The sequence below is a fragment of the Streptomyces sp. HSG2 genome (genome assembly GCF_016598575.1).
In the GTDB taxonomy this organism is placed as follows: domain Bacteria; phylum Actinomycetota; class Actinomycetes; order Streptomycetales; family Streptomycetaceae; genus Streptomyces.
On record NZ_CP066801.1, the window covers coordinates 4,419,193 to 4,439,771 of the forward strand.

The 20,579-nt window shown below is 71.3% G+C and carries 19 protein-coding genes; 12 read left to right on the forward strand and 7 right to left on the reverse strand.

What is annotated here, in order from left to right:
- The first annotated feature begins 35 nt into the window (after positions 1-35).
- A complete protein-coding gene (locus JEK78_RS19130; protein WP_200261345.1) occupies positions 36-1,637 on the forward strand; it encodes an MFS transporter in 1,602 nt (533 codons plus the stop codon).
- Positions 1,638-1,867: 230 nt separating this feature from the next.
- Entirely contained in the window at positions 1,868-3,058 is a 1,191-nt protein-coding gene (locus JEK78_RS19135; protein WP_200261346.1) for an acyl-CoA dehydrogenase family protein, read from the forward strand.
- A 42-nt stretch (positions 3,059-3,100) separates the two neighbouring features.
- Here the strand turns inward: JEK78_RS19135 and sepF are convergent, their stop codons facing one another.
- Positions 3,101-3,538, reverse strand: coding sequence for a cell division protein SepF (gene sepF, locus JEK78_RS19140; protein ID WP_200261349.1), 438 nt, complete (start codon positions 3,536-3,538; stop codon positions 3,101-3,103).
- Positions 3,539-4,250: 712 nt separating this feature from the next.
- On the opposite strand from sepF, the gene JEK78_RS19145 reads away from it, so the two are divergent.
- The 3 genes from JEK78_RS19145 (at position 4,251) to JEK78_RS19155 (ending at position 9,953) form a co-directional block, all read left to right on the forward strand.
- Entirely contained in the window at positions 4,251-5,156 is a 906-nt protein-coding gene (locus JEK78_RS19145; protein ID WP_200261351.1) for a S1 family peptidase, read from the forward strand.
- Positions 5,157-5,439: 283 nt separating this feature from the next.
- Positions 5,440-8,958 carry a DNA polymerase III subunit alpha gene (locus JEK78_RS19150; RefSeq protein WP_200261353.1) on the forward strand — a complete coding sequence of 1,173 codons (3,519 nt, stop codon included), beginning with the start codon at positions 5,440-5,442 and terminating at the stop codon, positions 8,956-8,958.
- 5 nt (positions 8,959-8,963) lie between these two features.
- Positions 8,964-9,953 (forward strand): hypothetical protein, encoded by a 990-nt coding sequence (locus tag JEK78_RS19155; protein ID WP_200264252.1) that lies wholly within the window; start codon positions 8,964-8,966, stop codon positions 9,951-9,953.
- 7 nt (positions 9,954-9,960) lie between these two features.
- On the opposite strand, the gene JEK78_RS19160 is transcribed toward JEK78_RS19155, so the two are convergent.
- A complete protein-coding gene (locus tag JEK78_RS19160) occupies positions 9,961-10,623 on the reverse strand; it encodes a response regulator transcription factor (protein ID WP_200264253.1) in 663 nt (220 codons plus the stop codon).
- A gap of 10 nt (positions 10,624-10,633) precedes the next feature.
- Positions 10,634-11,785, reverse strand: a complete 1,152-nt coding sequence (locus tag JEK78_RS19165; protein WP_200261355.1) for a histidine kinase — start codon at positions 11,783-11,785, stop codon at positions 10,634-10,636.
- Between the two features lie 136 nt (positions 11,786-11,921).
- Between JEK78_RS19165 and JEK78_RS19170 the strand changes: the two genes are divergently transcribed.
- Both JEK78_RS19170 and JEK78_RS19175 read left to right on the forward strand, forming a co-directional pair.
- Positions 11,922-12,128, forward strand: a complete 207-nt coding sequence (locus JEK78_RS19170) for a hypothetical protein (RefSeq protein WP_200261357.1) — start codon at positions 11,922-11,924, stop codon at positions 12,126-12,128.
- Positions 12,129-12,469: 341 nt separating this feature from the next.
- The gene (locus JEK78_RS19175; protein ID WP_200261359.1) at positions 12,470-13,333 is read left to right on the forward strand and encodes a triacylglycerol lipase; all 864 of its coding nucleotides are present in this window, start codon (positions 12,470-12,472) and stop codon (positions 13,331-13,333) included.
- A 106-nt stretch (positions 13,334-13,439) separates the two neighbouring features.
- Here the strand turns inward: JEK78_RS19175 and JEK78_RS23705 are convergent, their stop codons facing one another.
- Both JEK78_RS23705 and JEK78_RS19180 read right to left on the reverse strand, forming a co-directional pair.
- On the reverse strand, positions 13,440-13,574 hold the full coding sequence (locus JEK78_RS23705) for a hypothetical protein (RefSeq protein WP_277953048.1): 135 nt from the start codon (positions 13,572-13,574) through the stop codon (positions 13,440-13,442).
- Positions 13,575-13,750: 176 nt separating this feature from the next.
- Positions 13,751-14,227, reverse strand: a complete 477-nt coding sequence (locus tag JEK78_RS19180) for a DUF402 domain-containing protein (RefSeq protein WP_242483140.1) — start codon at positions 14,225-14,227, stop codon at positions 13,751-13,753.
- A gap of 208 nt (positions 14,228-14,435) precedes the next feature.
- Here JEK78_RS19180 and JEK78_RS19185 point away from each other — a divergent pair, with 208 nt between their 5' ends.
- The 4 genes from JEK78_RS19185 (at position 14,436) to JEK78_RS19200 (ending at position 17,235) form a co-directional block, all read left to right on the forward strand.
- Positions 14,436-14,804 carry a GntR family transcriptional regulator gene (locus JEK78_RS19185; RefSeq protein WP_200261363.1) on the forward strand — a complete coding sequence of 123 codons (369 nt, stop codon included), beginning with the start codon at positions 14,436-14,438 and terminating at the stop codon, positions 14,802-14,804.
- 303 nt (positions 14,805-15,107) lie between these two features.
- Positions 15,108-15,548: a MarR family transcriptional regulator gene (locus JEK78_RS19190; RefSeq protein WP_242483141.1), complete on the forward strand. Its 441-nt coding sequence runs from the start codon at positions 15,108-15,110 to the stop codon at positions 15,546-15,548.
- Between the two features lie 309 nt (positions 15,549-15,857).
- The gene (locus JEK78_RS19195) at positions 15,858-16,664 is read left to right on the forward strand and encodes an SGNH/GDSL hydrolase family protein (protein ID WP_200261365.1); all 807 of its coding nucleotides are present in this window, start codon (positions 15,858-15,860) and stop codon (positions 16,662-16,664) included.
- A gap of 304 nt (positions 16,665-16,968) precedes the next feature.
- Positions 16,969-17,235, forward strand: coding sequence for a hypothetical protein (locus JEK78_RS19200; RefSeq protein WP_200261367.1), 267 nt, complete (start codon positions 16,969-16,971; stop codon positions 17,233-17,235).
- Positions 17,236-17,411: 176 nt separating this feature from the next.
- On the opposite strand, the gene JEK78_RS19205 is transcribed toward JEK78_RS19200, so the two are convergent.
- Positions 17,412-18,161, reverse strand: coding sequence for a GntR family transcriptional regulator (locus JEK78_RS19205; RefSeq protein WP_200261369.1), 750 nt, complete (start codon positions 18,159-18,161; stop codon positions 17,412-17,414).
- 28 nt (positions 18,162-18,189) lie between these two features.
- Positions 18,190-19,506, reverse strand: a complete 1,317-nt coding sequence (gene hmgA / locus JEK78_RS19210) for a homogentisate 1,2-dioxygenase (protein ID WP_200261371.1) — start codon at positions 19,504-19,506, stop codon at positions 18,190-18,192.
- 455 nt (positions 19,507-19,961) lie between these two features.
- On the opposite strand from hmgA, the gene JEK78_RS19215 reads away from it, so the two are divergent.
- Entirely contained in the window at positions 19,962-20,579 is a 618-nt protein-coding gene (locus tag JEK78_RS19215; RefSeq protein WP_200261373.1) for a TetR family transcriptional regulator, read from the forward strand.

Here is a 20,579-nt window from a genome sequence, read left to right on the forward strand (position 1 = left end):
GGCGGACGCGGAGGACTTCTGGGAGGTTGCGAGAGATGTCCGGGACGACCACGGCCGCCGCCGGGCCGCGCGGCCGGCGGACCGGGGCCGGCGCGCACCGCTGGGCGGTGCTCGTCGTCCTCTGCGCGAGCCTGCTGGTGGTCGCCGTCGACGCCACCGTGCTGCACGTCGCCGTCCCCGCCGTGACCGAGGACCTCAGGCCCAGTGCGATCGAGCTGCTCTGGATCGTCGACGTCTACCCGCTCGTCTGTGCCTCGCTGTTGATCCTGTTCGGGTCGCTGGGAGACCGGGTGGGCCGCAGACGGGTCCTGCTCCTCGGCTACGCCCTGTTCGGGGTCGCCTCCGCGGCGGCGGCCGTCGCCGACCATCCGGCGGTTCTGATCGCCGCCCGGGCGACGCTGGGCGTGGGCGGAGCGATGATCATGCCGGCGACGTTGTCCATCCTCCGGCAGGTCTTTCCCGATCGGCGGGAGCGGGCCTTCGCCATCGGCGTATGGAGCGCCGTGGCCGCCGTGGGCGCCGCCGTGGGGCCGCTGCTCGGGGGTTTCCTGCTGGAGCACTTCTGGTGGGGCTCGGTGTTCCTGGTCAACGTCCCGCTCATGGTGGTCAGCCTGCCCGTGGCGCGGTTGGTGCTGCCGGAGTCCCGGGGGGCGGCCCGCGGCCCCTGGGACGTGGGGGGCGCCCTCGCCGCGGCGGCCGGACTGTTCGGTGTGGTCCTGGGAGTCAAGCGGTTGGGCGGCGGCGAGGCGTTCGACCCGCTCACCGCGGCCTCCTTGCTCGCCGGGGTGGGGCTGCTCGTCGTCTTCGTCCGGAGACAGCGCGGACGGACCGACCCCCTGGTGGACCTGGAGATGTTCCGTCGCCCGGCCTTCAGCACGTCCGTGGGCTGCATCGTGGTGGCGATGCTCGCCCTGGTGGGGCTCGAACTCATCGCGGCCCAGTACCTGCAACTGGTGCTCGGGCTGTCGCCGCTGCAGACCGGGCTGCGGCTGCTCCCCCTGACCGTCGCGGCGATGGCCGCGGGTCTGGCGGGCGCGCGGATGCTCCGGAGGTTCGGGCCGCGAGCCATGGTGTGCGCGGGGTTCTGCCTGACCGCCGCGGCGGTGCTGCTCCTGACGACGATGGGAACGCAGGACCGCGGCGCGGTGCTGTTGACCGGCTTCGTCCTGCTCGGCTTCGGTCTGGAGACGACGCTGTTCGGGGCGTACGAGTCGATGCTGAGCGAGGCGCCGGCGGAACGCGCCGGAGGCGCGGCGGCGATCGGGGAGACCTCGTACCAACTGGGCGCGGGGATCGGGATCGCCCTGCTGGGAAGTGTCATGAACGCGGTCTACCTGTCGGGTCTCGACCGGCTGGCCGGCGTCCCCCATCCCGCCGCGCGGGCGGCCTCGCACTCGCTGGGGGAGGCTTATCAGGTCGCCGATCGGCTCGGCGGGCCCACGGGGGCACTGCTGCGTCACACCGCGCGCGACTCCTTCGTCCACGGGCTGCACGCGACGCTGCTGGTGAGCGCGGGGTTGCTGCTGGCGGGCGCGGCGATGGCGCTGCGGTTGCCGAGGGTCGCCCAAGAGGACGGCCCCGACGCGGCCGAGATGCCGGCCCCACGCGACGCGGCGGAGTCCCCCGCCTCGGTGTGAGGCGCGGGGAGCGGCCTCGCCGCGGCATGACCGCCTCGGCGTGCCGCCGCCCCGGGAGGTGATTCCACGTGCGGGCGCGCTTCGCGCGTCCGGGCGGGATGGGCCGGCGCTGCCGCGCGGGGCGGTTGTCGGCGCGGCGCGGAAGGCTGGACGCCGCCGCCGGGGTCCCGTTAACGTCGGCCGGGTCGTCGTGGCCGGTGGGACCGGTCGAGTTCTCCCGGAGGTATCACATGGCCGCGCCCGTCGAGCTTCCCGCCTTCGACCCCGCCGATCCGTTGGGCCTGGACGATCTTCTCGCACCGGAGGACCGCGCCATGCGGGACACCGTTCGCTCTTGGGCAGCCGACCGGGTGTCGCCGCACATCGCCGACTGGTACGAGCGGGGCGAGTTGCCCGACGTCCGCGAGCTGGCCCGTGAGCTCGGCCGGATCGGTGCGCTCGGCATGCAGCTCACCGGCCACGGATGCGCCGGCGCCGGAGCCGTCCCGTACGGCCTGACCTGCCTGGAGCTGGAGGCCGTCGACTCCGGGATCCGCTCGATGGTCTCCGTCCAGGGCTCCCTCGCCATGTACGCCGTCCACCGTTTCGGCACCGAGGAGCAGAAGCGGCACTGGTTGCCCCGGATGGCGTCGGGAGAGGTGATCGGCTGTTTCGGCCTGACCGAGCCCGACCACGGCTCCGACCCGGCCTCCATGCGCACCCGCGCCCGGCGGGACGGCTCGGACTGGGTGCTCGACGGGCGGAAGATGTGGATCACCAACGGTTCGGTCGCCGGGGTGGCCGTCGTCTGGGCGCGGACCGACGAGGGCGTTCGCGGCTTCCTCGTGCCGACCGACGTCCCCGGCTTCTCCGCTCCCGAGATCCGACACAAGTGGTCCCTGCGCGCCAGTGTCACGAGCGAACTCGTCCTCGACGGCGTGCGGCTGCCCGCCGACGCGATCCTGCCTGGGGCGACCGGCCTGCGCGGACCGCTCGGCTGCCTGTCCCACGCCCGCTACGGCATCGTGTGGGGGGCCATGGGCGCGGCGCGCAGTTGCTTCGAGACGGCCCTGGAGTACGCGACGTCGCGGGAGCAGTTCGGCAGGCCCATCGGGGGGTTCCAACTGACCCAGGCCAAGCTCGCCGACATGGCCGTCGAACTGCACAAGGGGGTCCTGCTCGCCTACCACCTGGGGCGCCGCATGGACGCCGGACGGCTGCTCCCCGAGCAGGTCAGCTTCGGCAAGCTCAACAACGTCCGGGAGGCGATCGGGATCTGCCGGACCGCCCGGACGATCCTCGGGGCCAACGGCATCTCCCTGGAATACCCGGTGATGCGGCACGCGACGAACCTGGAGTCGGTCCTCACCTACGAGGGCACCTCGGAGATGCACCAACTGGTGCTGGGCAAGGCGCTGACCGGCCTGGACGCCTTCCGCTAGCCCACCCCGTCCGGGCGGCGCCCGGCGGTGCGAGGCCCGGCCTCAGCTCTGGTTGAAGAAGCCGTCGGAGCGGTGGGCGGCTGGCTCCCCGGTGACGATCTCGGTGTTCGAGGGGCTCAGCAGGAAGACGCGTGTGGAGACCCGCTCGATCGAGCCGCGCAGACCGAAGATCAGGCCGGCGGCGAAATCGACCACGCGCTTGGCGTCGGCGGGCTCCATGGCGGTGAGATTGACGATGACCGGGACGCCCTCCCGGAACAGCTCGCCGATCGCCCGTGCGTCCCGGAAGCTGTCCGGGGTGACGGTGCCGATCCGGCGCCCGCGCTCCGCCGCCGAGTCCTCGGCCACCCGCACCCGGGGGTCGGTGACCCAGGCGTCCCCGGGGTCGGCGGCCTCCTCCGGGCCGTCGTCGTAGTAGCGCTCGTCATCGTTGTCGTCGACGAGGCCGAGCCACGCACTCGCCTTGCGTACCGATCCCATGGACGCCTCCTCTCACCGTGGTCTTCCCTGTTCTCGCTTCCCTATGGTCCTCCATGACGCGGACGTGGCGCCAAGCGGAAAGACGCCGCGCGGGGGCTTTGTGACGCTACTGGTGCACGGCGAACCCGTCGAGAAGCCAGGTACCCCAAGGGTCTCGTCACGAACGGACGCTGACTGTGAGTGAAATATGATCCCCACGGCGTACGGGTGACGGCCGGGGCGTACGAGTGATCTCGGGACCGGCGAGTTCCGGACGGAACGGCCGTGGGACCGCCGCTTCCCGCATCGCCGTGCGGCATCGAGGTCGAAGCCCCGCGTAGTCGGAGGCGTCGCTGTCGAGGCGTCAGAATCGCGCCATACGCGCGTCGATGCGCCGCCGCGAGGCAACACGCCTCCGAGCGCCCCCGCCGACGGCGCGCGCCGGGATGCTCGCGCCGCTCGCGTGCGCGTCTGTCCGGGCCGGTGCTTGACGGCACGTCGGGGGCCACCGAGGCCCGATCGTGCGTGTCGAATGGCACCCGGGGCGCCCAATTCACTTGAGGGTGGAGAAGTTGACGGCTTGAAGGCACCCTTGCGCCGCCCACCCGTTCGGCCGAATACTCGCCCCAGTGCTTGTCAGGTGCACGGCGATCCCGTCCGTGCCGCCTGGCTGCGCCTCACGGGCCCACAACCCCACGACAGGGCCCCCTACTTCCCCAGTGGAGGACGAGAAGTGAGGATCAAGCGCACAACTCCCCGTAGCCGTATCACGAGGCGGACCCGGCTGACCGCGGTGGCCACCGGCATCGTGGCCGCCGCCGCGGTCGCGGTCCCCAGCGCGAACGCCGCCGAGACGGCCGCCTTCAGCGCCGCCGAACTCGAGAGCGCCGGCGCCGCGGTGCTCAAGGCCGATGTTCCGGGCACGGCCTGGGCCGTCGACGAAGAGACCGGGCGACTCCTCGTCACGGTCGACAGCACCGTCTCCCGCGCCGAGATCGCGCAGATCAAGAAGTTGGCGGGCGACAACGCCGACGCGCTCACCATCGAGCGGACCCCGGGGCAGTTCTCCAAGCTGCTCCAGGGCGGCGACGCCGTGTACACGAGCGCCTGGCGTTGCTCTCTCGGCTTCAACGTCCGCAGCAGCACCGGCGCGGAGTACTTCCTGACCGCCGGTCACTGCACCGATGGGGCGAGTACCTGGTACGCCGACTCCTCGGGGAGCACGGTCGTCGGTCCGACGGTCGGGTCCAGCTTCCCGGTCAACGACTACGGCATCGTCCAGTACACGAACTCGTCCGTCAGCAGGCCGGGCACCGCCGGTGGCGTGGACATCACCAGCGCGGCCACGCCCGCCGTCGGCACCAGCGTCATCCGTGACGGGTCCACCACGGGCACTCACACCGGGCGGGTGACCGCTCTCAACGCCACGGTCAACTACGGTGGCGGCGACATCGTCTACGGCATGATCCAGACCAATGTCTGTGCCGAGCGGGGCGACTCCGGCGGGGCGCTCTACGGCAGCAACGGTGTCGCCTACGGCCTGACCTCCGGCGGCAGCGGCAACTGCACCTGGGGCGGCACGACCTTCTTCCAGCCGGTCGTGGAGGCGCTGAACGCCTACGGCGTGAGCGTCTACTAGGCCCACCCCTTCCGCCGGGGCCCGTCGGCCCCATCGGCGGGCCCCTCGGTGACTCAGGGCCCCCGCGTGATCGTCGCGCGGGGGCCCTTCCGTCGGTCGACACCCCGGTGGCGTTGTCATGTCCCGCGCGGCCTGTGGAGCGGTGTCGTCGCAGGTGGGGAGGGGTGGGACAGCTATCGCACACGCATTCGAAAATTGGTCTATGGTGGGGGTGAGGCAGCAGGGAACAGGTGTTCGATGTGGTGATTCGCCCTCGGAGAGCCCACGAGTGCGGGAGGCGCGTGTGTCGGACTTCACGCATCTGCGCGCCGCCTCCGGGTTCTCCCTCCGCTACGGGGCCTCCCATCCGGAGCGGCTGGCCGAGCGGGCCTCCGAGCGCGGCATGGACGCCGTCGCCCTCACCGACCGTGACACCCTCGCCGGTGCGGTGCGCTTCGCCAAGGCCTGTTCCCGGGTGGGTGTCCGTCCCCTGTTCGGCGTGGAGCTGGCGGTGGCGCCCGCCGTCCTCGACGCCGGCGTGTCGGAGACGGTCGCGCGCCGCGCCGGCCGCCGTGCCCCGGTGCGCGGCGGCGCCTTCGTGGACGAGTCCGCCCAGCGCGTCACCTTCCTCGCCCGTGACGGCGCTCGCGGCTGGGCCGAGCTGTGTCGCCTGGTGTCCACCGCGCACGCGGACGCCGGAGGAGGGACGGAGAGGCCCCTGCTGCCCTGGAACGCCCAGCGCGCCGATGGGCTGACGGTCCTGCTCGGGCCCGCGTCCGATGTCGGACGAGCCTTGGCCGAGGGTCGCCCCGATCGCGCCGCCAAGGCGCTCGCCCCCTGGCGGGAGGTACACGGGGACGCCCTGCGCCTGGAAGTCCTGTGGCACGGCCGCCAGGGAACCGGTCCCGGCTCGCTGCGGCTGGCGGCCCGCACCGTCGGCTTCGCGGCGGAACAGGGCGTACGGCCTGTGCTCAGCAACGCCGTCCGGTACGCCGACCGAGGGCAGGGGCCGGTCGCCGACGTCCTGGACGCCGCCCGCCGACTGGTGCCCGTCGACGCCATCGGGCAACGCGACTCCGGCGAGGCATGGCTGAAGGGGGCCGACGCGATGCGGGAGGTCGCCGAACGGATCGCCGAGGCCGCGGGCCTCCGGCGGGACGCCGCCCGCCGGCTGGTGGAGCTGACGCGGGCCACCGCCGCCGAATGTCTGGTCGACCCCGAGGACGACCTCGGCATCGGGACCGTTCACTTCCCCGAGCCGCACCTGGTGGGCGCCGGGCGCCGCACCGCGCAGCGGGCGCTCGCCTCCCGGGTGGCGGCGGGCATGGTGCGGCACGGTCACCACCGGCGTCGCGCGTACTGGGAGCGGGTCCACCACGAGTTGGACATCATCGCCCACCACGGTTTCGCCTCGTACTTCCTCACGGTCGCCCAGGTGGTGGACGACGTCCGGGGGATGGGCGTCAGAGTCGCCGCCCGCGGCTCCGGCGCGGGGTCCCTCGTCAACCACCTCCTCGGCATCGCGCACGCCGACCCGGTCGAACACGGACTGCTGATGGAACGCTTCCTGTCCCGGGAGCGCGTGGTGCTGCCCGACATCGACATCGACGTGGAGTCCGCCCGGCGACTGGAGGTCTACCACGCGATCATCGATCGGTTCGGCACCGAGCGGGTGGCGACGGTGGCGATGCCGGAGACGTATCGGGTGCGCCACGCGATCCGGGACGTAGGCGCCGCCTTGTCGATGGATCCGGCCGAGATCGACCGGATCGCCAAGTCGTTCCCGCACATCCTCGCCCGCGACGCCCGCGCGGCCCTCGACGAACTCCCCGAGCTGCGGGGACTGGCGGAGGAGCGGGAGCGCCACGGAAGGCTGTGGGAGCTGGTGGAGGCCCTCGACGCCCTGCCGCGCGGCACCGCCATGCACCCCTGCGGCGTGCTTCTCTCCGACGCCTCCCTGACGCGTCGGACACCGGTCGTGCCGACCAGCGGCGAGGGCTTTCCCATGGCCCAGTTCGACAAGGACGACGTCGAGGATCTCGGGCTGCTCAAGCTGGACGTGCTGGGGGTGCGGATGCAGTCGGCGATGGCCCACGCGGTCGCCGAGGTGCGTCGGGTCACGGGGCGGAGGATCGACCTGGACGCGGTGCCCGAGGGGGATCCGGCGACCTACGGGCTGATCCGGAGCGCCGAGACGCTGGGCTGCTTCCAGATCGAGTCGCCGGGCCAGCGGGACCTGGTGGGGCGGCTCCAACCGAGTACCTTCCACGACCTCGTGGTCGACATCTCGCTGTTCCGGCCGGGGCCGGTCGCCGCCGACATGGTGCGTCCCTTCATCGAGGCCCGACACGGGCGGGCGCCGATCCGGTACCCGCATCCGGACCTGGAGGAGCCGCTGCGGGACACCTACGGGGTCGTCGTCTTCCACGAGCAGGTCATCGACATCGTCGACATCATGACCGGCTGCGGGCGAGGGGAGGCCGATCGGGTGCGACGCGGGCTGTCGGACCCCGAGTCGCAGGGGCGGATCAAGGCGTGGTTCGCCCGGCGCGCCGCGGCGAACGGCTACGACGCGGAAACGATTCGGCGCACCTGGGAGACGGTCGAGGCCTTCGGCTCCTACGGCTTCTGCAAGGCCCACGCGGTCGCCTTCGCCGTGCCCACCTACCAGTCGGCCTGGTTGAAGGCCCACCACCCGGCCGCCTTCTACGCCGGGTTGCTCACCCACGACCCCGGTATGTACCCCAAGCGGTTGCTGCTCGCGGACGCGCGGCGACGCGGCGTGCCGATCCTGCCGTTGGACGTGAACAGGTCGGGGATCGACCACCGGATCGAATCGGTGACGGACTCCGCCGAAGGGCGGCCCCCGACCTGGGGCCTTCGCTTGGCCCTCCGCGACGTGCACGGAATCTCCGAGGTCGAGGCCGCGCGGATCGCCGAGGGGCAGCCGTACGCCTCGCTGCTCGATTTCTGGGAGCGGGCCCGGCCCAGCCGCCCGTCGGCGGGTCGACTGGCCCAGGTCGGCGCCCTGGACGCGTTCGGCGCCAACCGGCGCGACCTGCGACTGCACCTGGCCGAACTGCACCGTGGCGCCCGGGGCGGACGAGGGGATCAACTCCCTCTCGCGGACGGGCGGAAGACGGCCTCGGCCGGGCTGCCCGACCTCACCGAGGCCGAGCGGCTCAGTGCCGAACTGGGCGTGCTGTCCATGGACGTCTCCCGCCACCTGATCGACGACCACCAGGAGTTCCTCGACGAGCTGGGCGTGGTCCCGGCACGGCGGCTGCGCTCGGTGGCACACGGAGAGACGGTACTGGTCGTGGGCGCCAAGGCGGCCACCCAGACGCCACCGGTGCTTCACCGCACCAAGTCGAGCCCGTACGGGGAAGCGAACGCGCGGGAGCCTCAGCGGATCATCTTCGTCACCCTCGACGACTCGACCGGCCTGATAGACCTGGCTTTCTTCAGCGACAGTCAGGACGATTGCGCGCACACGATCTTTCACAGCTGGCTGCTGCTGGTACGCGGGAAAGTCCAACGCCGTGGGCCGCGTTCGCTCAGTGTTGTCGGCTCTGCCGCATGGGATCTGGCGGAACTCGCGGAGTTGCGCCGGTCCGGAGGCCTCGATGCTGTGGCGGACCGTTTGGCGGAGCCTCGCGAGCGCCCTGACCTTGACTCTGTCCCTGAGCCGAGAGGGCGTGGCCGAACGATTCAAGTGGCCAACGGCGTCGAAATGGACCCGTGGGCGGATCTCAGGCCCGCAGGCGGTGACTCTGTGGAAGGCCGCAAGCTCTGGCATTCCAGTCCCGGAAGTGCGGGGTGATCGAGATGGCCATTATCTACATCGAGGCGCCAGGACCGCCTCGGGAGACGTGGGAGACACTCCTTCAGGTCCTGGGTGACATCACCCCGGTTGCCGAGGCCATTCCTCCCGACGCCGCATTGGCGGATGTGAGCGGGAGTGTTCGCTATTTCGACTGCGACGCTGTTGAGATTGCGAGACTCGTGCGTGTGCGCATGTTGGCGTTGCACGGCCTTGACTGTGCTGTCGGCGTGGCCCCCAATCCCATGCTCGCCAGGATGGCCGGGCAGCACGGACAGCCTGGTACCGTTCGCTGTGTCACGGATACCTCACAGGGAGTGTCGAGCTTCCTGAATCCAAAGCCGGTAGCGGCCCTGCACGGAGTGGGGCCGAAGACGGCCCGCACGCTCTGTGCGTACGGATTGGACAGCATCGGCAGGGTTGCGAAAATGCCTGAGGCCACACTGCAGCGAATGCTGGGCGCGAAGATGGGGCATCTTGTGCACGAACGGGCCCATGGCATCGACCGGACACGCGTGGTACCGCAGGCCCCGCCCAAGTCGACCAGTGCTGAATTTCGATTCGGCAGGCATGAGGTCGATGGATCCGTACGTCGCGGCGTACTGCTTGGACTTTCCGTCGACATCGGCAGGCAATTGAGAACGGACGGCCAGGTGGCCCGCGCGCTCGCGCTCACGGTTCATTACGCGGACCGGTCCACGACCACCCGGACGCGAGTACTTCCAGAACCCACGGCCCACACACCGGTATTGGTGGGCACCGCACAAGCGCTGCACGATGCCTTGGGACTACAGCGGGCCCGGGTGACAGCCCTTTCCCTGAGAGCCGAGGATCTGACCCCCGTTCGGCTCTCCGGCCGGCAGCTCACCTTCGACCGGCAGACGGAAAGCGCCCGTCGGCTTGAACCGGTCCTCGACCGTATTGCCGCGAGATGGCCCGGCTCGGTGGGGCCGGCGGCCCTCGGTGCCGGCTTTCGGCACGGGCTTCGGCCCTGAGCCGTGTTCACAGTGCCGCGCCCGCCTCGTACACCACGAGGGCCATCTGCACGCGGTTGCCGAGGGCCAGTTTGGCCAGGATGCGCGAGACATGGGTCTTGACGGTTGGCACCGACATGTACAACTCCGTCGCGATTTCCGCGTTGGTCTTGCCCTGCCCCACTGCGACCGCCACTTCCCGCTCCCGGTCGCCGAGAAGCGCCAGTTGCGCCCGAGCCCGCTCGGCTCGGGTCTCGCGCCCCCCGCCCGTTCCCTCCGATACCTGTGCGATCAGCTGCTGTGTCACCGCGGGCGAGAGCACCGGCTCGCCCGCCGCCACCTTCCGCACCGCCGCCACGATCTCCTGGGGCGGGGTGTCCTTCAACACGAAGCCGGAGGCGCCCGCGCGCAAGGCTCGCAACACGTGCTCGTCGGTGTTGAACGTGGTCAGCACCAGCACCTCAGGGGGGGCAGGGCGAGCGCGCAACGCCTCGGTGGCGGCGAGGCCGCTCATGCCACGCATCCGGATGTCCATGAGCACGATGTCAGGGGAGTGGTCTGTCACCAGCGCCGCCACTTCAGCCCCGTCTGCGGCTTCGGCGACCACCTTCACATCCGGAGCGCCCTTGAGTATCAGCCGCAACCCGGAGCGTACCAGCGGATCGTCGTCGACGAGGAGCACTCGGATCATGTCGGTCACGTCAGCGGCCCATCGCCTTGGTGCAGCCCCAGGGCAGCCGGGCACGCAGCACGAACGAGCCGTCCCGAGGGCCGTGTTCCAGTCGCCCACCGGCCAGCTGGGCGCGTTCGCCGAGCCCGATCAGGCCCTGCCCGGCACTCGGGATGATCGTTCCTCGGCTGCCTGTCCGGCTGCCCGGGAGCGGGTTCATCACGGTCACCGTCACTCCTTCTCCGGGGCGGCCCGACACGGTGACCGTGATCTCGCTCTCGGGCGCGTGCTTGTGGGCGTTCGTCAGGCCCTCCTGTGCGATGCGGTACGCGGTTCGACCGGTGACGGCGGGGAGCGTGTCCGCGTCCACGGCCTCCTGTTGGTATGTGACGCGCATCCCGGCTTCGCGGGACTCCGCCACCAGCCGCCCCACGTCCGCCAGCGTCGGCTGCGGCCCCCCTTCGCCCCCATCCGGGCCCGCCGTCGGCGCCCGCAGGACACCGATCACATCGCGCAGGTCCTGTAGCGCCTGGTGCGCGCTGTCGCGGATCACCTCGGCCGCGTGCTGGATGTCTCGCGCGGGGGCATTCGGGTTGAACTCCAACGCCCCCGCATGCAGGCTCAGCAGCGACAGTCGGTGGGCGAGGACGTCGTGCATCTCCCGGGCGATCTCCTCCCGTGCCTGTCGTCGGGCCATGTCGGCGGCCCGGGCCGCGCGTTCCTTCAGCGACGCGACCAGTGCCCGCCGGGAACGCACGTACAGCCCCCAGCCGATAGCGCCCGCCACCAGTGCGAAGTAGGTGAGGGCCGAACTGGTCGCCTTGGAGCCCGTGTCCGGCCCCCGCGCCAGAAACACGAGGAACTGCACCAGGGCCACAGCCGCCAGCCAGGCGGTGACCCGCCGTTGCCGATGCACCGCCACGGTGAACAGAGTCACAAGCGTGGCCCCGGTCAGATAGTGGAAATAGGTGCCGGCCAGCATCAGCACCACGGCCAGCTGCGCCGGCCACCGCCGCCGCAGGAAGACCAATGCGCAGGCCAGCCCGCATGCCACCTGGTCGGCGATCTGCTCGCCGCCGGACATGTTCTCGTCCGGGCGAACCGAGTCTGCCGTGACCACGGAGAAGACCACGGCGAAGAGGAATAAGGCGATGTCGACGAACCAGTCGCGGCGGTTGCGCATACCGCCGAATCTACGTCTGCAGCGCTGCCGCCGGATCGTGTGCGCCGCGGGTCGATACCTTCGGACGACAAGGCCGCCTCCCCTGTGTACCAATGACCGATACCGGCCCTGAGAAGGGGTTTCTACTGTTTGGGCCATGAAGGGCATACTCGGTTTGATCGGCTTCACGTTCATCGTCGGCGGCCTGCAGGGCATCGTCCACGAAGCCTTCGGCAAGTGGATTCCGATCATGGGCTTCATGAAGCACCTGTACATCGACGGCTACGAGATCTACATCAGCATCGCGCTCATCGTTCTGGGCATCGCGGTGTGCACCGCCGCGCAGCAGGCCCCGAAGGAGTAGAGGCCGATCAGACGGTCGGTGTCGAGCGGACGTGCGGCAGAGACCCGATCAGTCGAGGGGGCCGCGGCCCGCGAGCGGTGATGCCCGGCGCCCTGGCGTGGTGACGGCTCCGGCCGGGTGGATCTTCGGGAACACCTGCGCAGGAGGTCCCCGAGGCTCCCTCGCCGAGTGCTCGTCAGGAACCGGCTCCGTCAGAGGTGTTACCGGCGGTATTTTTTACCGACGCGTAACTTCACATTTGGACTACCCGCCCGTAACTTTACGGGTGAACAGCATCCTCGTGATCCGGATCACAGGCGCAGCGCTGTCCCCACTCCCCTGAGCCGCAAGGAGATCACGCGATGCTGCCCTGGAGACGAGCGATCAGAGCCCTGACCGCGGTCCTGCTGACCGCCGCGGTCACCCTGATCCCCACCGCCGCCGCCCAGGCCGCCACGGCCGCTCCCAGCAGCGGTTGGAACAACTACGGCTGCAAGCCCTCCGCCGCCCACCCCCGCCCCGTCGTCCTCGTCCACGGGACGTTCGGCAACTCCGTCGACAACTGGCTGGGTCTGGCGCCCTACCTGAAGAACCGCGGGTACTGCGTCTTCTCGCTCGACTACGGCCAACTCCCCGGCGTGCCCTTCTTCTACGGTCTCGGTCCCGTCGACGAGTCGGCGGAGCAGCTCTCCGACTTCGTCGACAAGGTGCTCGCCGCCACCGGAGCCGAAGAGGCCGACATCGTGGGCCACTCGCAGGGCGGCATGATGCCCCGCTACTACCTGAAGTTCCTCGGTGGGGCGGAGAAGGTGAACGCGCTGGTCGGCATAGCCCCCAGCAACCACGGCACCACTCTGGTCGGACTCGCCCGGCTGCTGCCCTACTTCCCCGGCATCGAGAACCTCCTGACCGAACACACCCCGGCCCTCGCCGACCAGATCGCCGGCTCGGACTTCCTCACCAAGCTCAACGAGGGCGGCGACACCGTGCCGGGCGTCCGCTACACCGTCCTCGCCACCAAGTACGACCAGGTGGTCACCCCCTACCGGAGCCAGTACCTCAGCGGACCCGACGTCCGCAACATCCTGCTCCAGGACCTCTGCCCGCTCGACCTGTCCGAGCACGCCTCGATCGGACTGTTCGACCGGATCGCCTTCCACGCGGTGGAGGGGGCGCTCGACCCCGCCAATGCCAAGCGCACCACCTGCGCGTCCGTCTTCTGGTGAGTCGCACCCCGGTGGGGTCGACCGACACCGGGTGACACCGCGGGGTCCGTCCGGCGCGAGCCGCGGCGGACCCCGCGGTGTCGCGGGGCCGTCGGCGCGAGGCGGGTCAGGCGTCCGGCCACCAGACGCGGGCGACGTCACGCCGAATCTCCGGCCGTGCCGCGGGGGGTTCCTCGACCTCCTCGCGAAGGCGGCGCGCGTCGGTCTTCTTCAGTGGCTTCCGCACGGTCACACGGCGCATGGCTGCCTCCTCGGGGTCCACCGATTCCGCGTACTCCACGGAGCCAGACCCCTTTCCCGAGAGTCCCCCTTCGACACATTCCTGTCTGTGACGGTCGTCACCTCGCCCTGCGGTGTGGGACGGGCCTCGAACCGACGGAAGGCGCCTGCCCGTGCCGGACGTGAAGGGCGGCTCGGTCAGGCGAGCAGAGCCTCGAAGTCACCGCCGTGTGCCCGCCTCTCCAACTCGTGCAGCGCGGCGGCGGCCTCGGCGGCGGCCTCCGGGTCGCGGTCTGCCAGGCCGCTCGCGGCGAACTCGTCCTCGTCCAGCCGTCGTACGTCCGTCCCGTCGGCGGAACGCCACAGGTCGAGGTCCAGGTCCTCCACGACCAACTCGGTGCCGAGCAGCACGGCCGGCCGGGTGACATCGCAGTACCAGCCCTTCAACCTGCCCGTGTCGGAGCGGACCTCCTTCACCGAGTACCAGCGCTCGCGCCAGTAGTACTCCGTGAAGACGTCACCCGGCTCGAACCGGACGAACCCGAAGTCCCGGACCGTCCCGCCGGCCCATCCCGCGCGGACGGTGATCCGCGAGCCGTCGTCGGCCACCGGCACCGCCGGATAACGGATCTTCGTGCGGCCGGCCTTGACCAGGCGGATCCACACTCGGTCCACCGACCCCGCGCGGCTCACCACCGCGCCGCCCACGGGCCGCGCGGGTGGGTATCGGCCTCCATGGGCGGCCGATATCGGGTGGCGGCGGTCAAGGGGCCTCCCTGAGGTCGGCCTCGTCCCTGCCGGGGGCGAGGCGGATGGTCCGCACCGTACGGGGGCCACGGTCGCGGCGCCACGCGTTTTCCACGCCGCGGGGGAGAATCGCCCGGTGAACTTGACGATCAGCATCGACGACGGAGAGCCCCCCTACGAGCAGGTGCGTGCCCAGATCTCCGAGCAGGTCCGTTCCGGTGCCCTGCCGATCGGCCACCGGTTGCCGACCGTGCGCGGCCTCGCCGGCTCCCTCGGGTTGGCGGCCAACACGGTCGCCAAGGCGTACCGCGCCCTGGAAGCCGACGGGGTCGTGGAGACCCGGGGGCGCAACGGCACGTTCGTCGCCGCCGCGGGCGACGCGGCGGCACGAGAGGCAGCGACGGCGGCGCGGGGCTACGCGGAGCGCGTTCATCGGCTCGGGCTCAGCGAGTCCGAGGCGATGGCGGCGGTACGGGAAGCGCTGCGCGGCCGGTACCACGCGTAGTCGGGGCACGTCGCGGGAGAGAAGCGGGGCCGATTGAACCGAGACGGCTTTTCGACGCCCCGCCCCCCGTACGGCCGAGCCGTCGTCGGATCGGGCGGTGGGCCTCGGCCTGGCCGCGCGGGGTGGCGGCGCGACCGAGGAACACGGAGCTCGACGACGGTTCGGCGCGCGTCCCGGACAGGTCGCGGGAGGCGGGGCCTTCCAACCGCTCGACGCGCCGCGGCGCGTAGTGGCGCGACCACGGAGTCACCGACAGGATCGCCCACCGATCAGGCGCCCGCGAACCAGGCCGCCAACGACGACATGTCGGCCACTCGGCCGGTCGGGTACCGGACCGGTGCGGCCCACTCGGCCGTCACTCGCCATCCGCGTGACACCAGGGCCAGGATCGATGTCGCGCAGCCGCAGTACCGGGTGCTCGACCGTGTGAGCGGTGGCCCCGCGGCGCCCAGCCGCGAGGAGGTGGTCGCCCAGTCGGCGCACCTCGCCGACGCTCCGCACGAGATCGCCAGGGACGTCGACCAGTTGCTCCACCGCGCATGGCTCCGACACGACGACGGCGGACACCTTCACCTCACGGACACCGGGGAGGCCGCGAGAGTGCGGCTTCCAGAGCTCGCGACCGAGGTACGGGCCGTGGTCCATCAGGGCATCGGCGACGAGGAGTACGTGGCCGCGCTCAAGGTGCTGCGCCGGATGGTGGCCGATGTCGAGGCCAACGGGGCATCCGGGGAACCGTCCTGAGTCCGTGACGCCGTGGCGGCGACGACGGGCGAGCACTCGCGCCCGCCGCTTCGGGCCGTCGTCGTGGGCGGAACGGTGGAACCGGACAGGCCGACCGAGTTCGGTCAGGGTCGACGCGGCGTCTGCCGCGCCACGTCCACCGGGGGCGCCGACGTCGCCCGAGGCGGTGTCCGCGCCCGGTTCACCCGCCCGGCTCGTGCCGAGGCTCGGGCGGGCGGCGCTTGTCGAAGTTGTTGACATGGACACTTCCTTGCAACACGTATGCCTGGTACCACGGTTGTGGCCCCATTTCCTGCTAAGGGAGGTTCCATGAGACGTTCCCGAATCGTCGGCTTCCTGTCGTCCCTGCTCCTCGCCGCCGGTGCCACCCTCACCGGTGCGGCTGCCGCGCAGGCGGCCCAACCAGCGGTGGCGGACGGCTATGTGGCCCTCGGCGACTCCTACTCCTCCGGCCTGGGGGCCGGTTCCTACCTCTCCTCCAGCGGTGACTGCAAGCGCAGCACCCGCGCCTACCCCGCCCTGTGGGAGGCCGCCCACGCGCCGTCCACCTTCCACTTCACCGCCTGTGCGGGCGCCCGAACGGGTGATGTCGTCTCGGGTCAGCTCGGCCCGCTCGACAGCTCCACGGGGCTGGTGTCGGTCACCGTCGGGGGCAACGACGCAGGGTTCGCCGATGTCATGACAACGTGTGTGTTCCAGTCCGACAGTGCCTGCCTCTCGCGGATCGACACCGCCCGCGCCTACGTCGACACCTCGCTCCCCGGCAGACTCGACACCGTCTACACGGCGATTCGGGACAAGGCCCCCCACGCTCGGGTCGTCGTGCTCGGCTACCCGCGCTTCTACCGTCTCGGCACGTTCTGCGTGGGGCTCTCCGAGACCAAGAGGCAGGCGATCAACGACGCCTCGGACCACCTCAACGCGGCCTTGGCCAAGCGCGCCGCCGACCACGGCTTCACCTTCGGCGACGTGCGGTCCACCTTCGCCGGGCACGAGATCTGTTCCGGCGACTCGTGGCTGCACAGCGTGAAGTGGTCGAACATCGGCGAGTCCTACCACCCCAACGCGGCCGGACAGTCCGGTGGCTATCTGCCCGCGCTGACCTCCGCGGCGTGAACCACCCGTGCGGCCGGCCCGGCGCCGACGGGGGGCCGTGAGGGTGGTGTAGCGGACGCGTGGGCGTCCGGGTGCGGTCGGTCGTGTCGCTCGACGTGACACGCCGTGAGCGTCGGTCGTCCCGTCGGGTCACCGCGCCAGTGGCCCGACTGGCGCCGGCGTCACGGGACTTCCGTGGGACGGGGAAGGGAGACCCACGCTCGCGCGGGCGTGGGAATCGTCACGCCGTGATGCGCGGGTTTCGTCGGAGGGCGATAGGGTTAGCCTGCCCGGGCCGGGTGGACTCGTACGGGTGGGGAGAGACATGGATCGGATAACGGTGCGCAACAGGGCGAGGGTCCCAGCCATCACCTGCGGTAGTGGCGCGACGAGTTCGCGCCTGGACCGCCACCTGTCCGTGCTGGGCGGGCCGGCCGTGCCCCAACGGGAGACGCTTGAAGCGACCACGCTGATGCGTGAGCTGACCACGCGGGACGCGGGCCGCCGGCACCCATCCGGCGACGACCGGATCCGTCGCGTCGCGCTCTTCGCGCCGCTGCGTCGGCTCCGTCGCTCCCTCTTCGGTGGCTGAGTGCCCGCCTCGCGGCGGCGGGTGGTGCCGGCTGTCGGCGACTTCAACACGAGCCTCCGCCAGGGGCCCTGCCGGTCGGCCCCGTAGGTCCACGCCGTGCCCCGTCGCGCTGTCCACCTTCGGGGTCCGCGTCCGGCGGAGCACCACACGCCTCGTCCTCTGCGGTGACGGCGCCGTCAGGGCGCGTCGAGGGAGACCGTGAAGGAGAAGCGATCCCCCCGGTAGTGGATCACGGCCACGTCCAGGACGCGGCCGGTCGGGTCGTGGGTGACGCCGGTGTAGTGCAGGATCGGGCTCAGCAAGGGCACGTTCAGGAGCGCCGCGCTCTCCGGGTCGGCCAGTCGCGCCTCCACCGTGTCCGTGATACGGCCGATGTCCACACCCGCGGTGTCGCGTAGCACCCTGGTCATGGGTCGCAGGGACAGCTCCCGGGGGTCGATGAGGTCCGCCACCTCGGGCCGGACGTAGTTGCGTGCATGGTTGGTCGGCTCGCCCGTCTCGCCGTCCCCGCGCAGCCGATGGTAGATCGCCACCTCGGCCAGGTCGGGGAAGTGCTCGGCCAGCCCGGAAGGCACAGGACCGGTGCCCCGCTCCAGCAACCGGGTCCGCATTCCGGACTGTTGGGCGACGATCGCGTCGACGGAACCCAGCAGCCGTACCGGCGAGCCTCGGCGGGCGCCCGGATCGATGAACGTGCCCCGCCGCCGGTGACGGGTGACCAGGCCTTCCTCCTCCAACTCCTTGAGCGCCTGCCGCATGGTCAGGACGCTCACACCGTAGTGTGCGGCCAGCCGCGCCTCGGTCGGCAGCCGCAGGGGGTCCCGGGGCGAACGGCCGAGTATCGAGGCGCGCAGGGACTGCGACACCTGGTACCAGAGCGGCAGCTTGCGGTTCAGGGCGACGGAGTCCGGGGCGAAGAAGTTCACCGGGTCATCCGTACCGTGCCGCACGCCCTCAGGGCAACGGGCGGAAGCGGCGCTCCAGACCGTGCCACACGTCGTCGTACCCCTGTTGCAGGTGTGCCGCGCCGGCCGCCTGCCGGGTGACGACGAGGGGCCAGCGCGTCTCGAACATGAAGGCCAGACCGTCGTCGACCCTGTGCGGCTTCAGCTCGGCGGCCACGGCCCGGTCGAAAGTCTCCCGGTCGGGCCCGTGCGCGGACATCATGTTGTGCAGGGAGCCGCCGCCCGGGACGAACCCCTCCGCCTTGGCGTCGTAGGCGCCCTCGATCAGCCCCATGTACTCGCTCATCACGTTCCGGTGGAAGTAGGGCGGACGGAAGGTGTCCTCGCCCACCAGCCACCGCGGCGCGAACACCACGAAGTCGACCGAGGCCTGGCCGAGGATCTCGGAGGGCGAGGTGAGTACGGTGAACACCGAGGGATCGGGATGGTCGTACGAGATCGACCCGATGACGTTGAAGCGCCTCAGGTCGTAGACGTACGGCACATGGTTGCCGTGCCAGGCGACCACGTCGAGCGGCGAGTGGTCGTAGGTCGCACGCCACAGGCCTCCGCAGTACTTGTTCACCACCTCGACGGGGCCCTCGACGTCCTCGTACGCGGCCACGGGTGCCAGGAAGTCCCTCGCGTTGGCCAGACCGTTGGCACCGATGGGGCCCAGCTCGGGCAGGCGGAAGGGAGCCCCGTAGTTCTCGCAGACGTAGCCGCGCGCGGAGGCTCCGAGCAGATCCACGCGGAAGCGCACCCCGCGCGGGATCAGCGCGATGTGACCGGGCTCGGCCGCCAGGAGCCCGAACTCCGTGCGCAGCAGGAGTCCACCCCGCTCGGGAACGATCAGGAGCTCCCCGTCGGAGTCGCCGAAGACGCGGTCCATGTCGGCGTTGGCGTGGTAGAGGTGCACGGCCATGCCGGATCGCCGACCGGCGTCGCCGTTCCCCCCGAGGGTCCACAGCCCGGCGAGGAAGTCGGTGCCCGGGGGCGGGGCGGGGAGAGGGTTCCACCGCAGCCGGTTGGGATCCGGCTCGGCGGCGTCGAAGGGAGCGGTGCGCAGGGCCGTGTCCTCCGCGCGGACGAAGGCCGGATGCGCCGCGGAGGGGCGGATGCGGTACAGCCAGGAACGCCGGTTGTCGGCCCGGGGTTCGGTGAAGGCCGAGCCGCTCAACTGCTCCGCGTAGAGCCCGAAGGGAACCCGCTGCGGGGAGTTGCGGCCCTGGGGGAGGGCGCCTGGGACGGCCTCCGAACAGTGCTCGTTGCCGAAGCCGGACAGATGGGCCGGCTTCTCCGAGGTGTCTCGCGCTTCCGCGCCCATCGTCGCTCCCTCACCCGCCACTTCGGCCGGTGCCCGACCGATTCCTATGGGATACCGTAGGATTGCCTATCGCGCCGCGCAAGGGTTTCGCCGAGCGGGCCGGAAACCACCCCCTCGGAGCGGACCTCGGACGCTCGGTGTGGGGGTCGGCGAGGTCGCCGACGCGGGCGATCCGTCGCGTCCCGAGGATCTCCCGCACCGCGCGGGTGTTCTACTCTTCCCGGCATGTCGTGGACGCGCAGACTTCGCAGGTTGCCGGCGGTGCGCCCGGCCGACCGCCCGGCGGGTGCCCCATCGGGCCGGCGCTCCGTCACCCGAGGGGCCGTGGCACTCTCGCACGGAAGGGCGGGCCCCGGGCCCCGCCGCCCCGGGAGGCGGTCGGACCGGGTGGACGCGCGTCCGGCAGCTCCCTCGGTCGGCCGCCTCCGGGCGGTCGGGCACCGGCGGGCCGCCCGGTGAGGGCCGTGCCGCGCGCGGCCTCGCTCCGTCGAGCCCCGGTGCAGCGCCGCAGCGCCGAGCGGTTGGAGAAGATCCTCGACGCCTGTGCCGACCTGCTGGACGAGGTCGGCTACGACGCCCTGACCACCCGGAGCGTCGCCCAACGAGCCGGAGTCCCCATCGGCTCGGTGTACCGGTTCTTCGTCGACAAGCGCCAACTCGCCGACGCCCTGGCCCAGCGGAACCTGGAGCGCTACGCCGAACGGGTCGCCGGGCGGCTGGCCCCCATCCGGGGCGAGGACTGGCGCGCGGGTCTGGACGTCATGCTGGACGAGTACCTCGCGATGAGGAGATCCGCGCCCGGCTTCTCCCTGGTCGACTTCGGCAACCGGATCCCGGTCGGCGACCGCGTCGGAGGCCCGAACCTGCGTGTCGCCGACCTCCTGACCGAACTCCTCTCCGGTCACCTCGGCCGCTCCGCCGACGCCGGACTGCGCCGCGCCGTCCTCGTCTCCGTCGAGACCGCCGACGCCTTGGTGCAACTCGCCTTCCGGGTCGAGCCCGAAGGGGACGCCAGGATCATCGAGGAGGCGAGGCGGATGCTGCGGGGCTACCTGGCCCGGGTGCTCGACTGA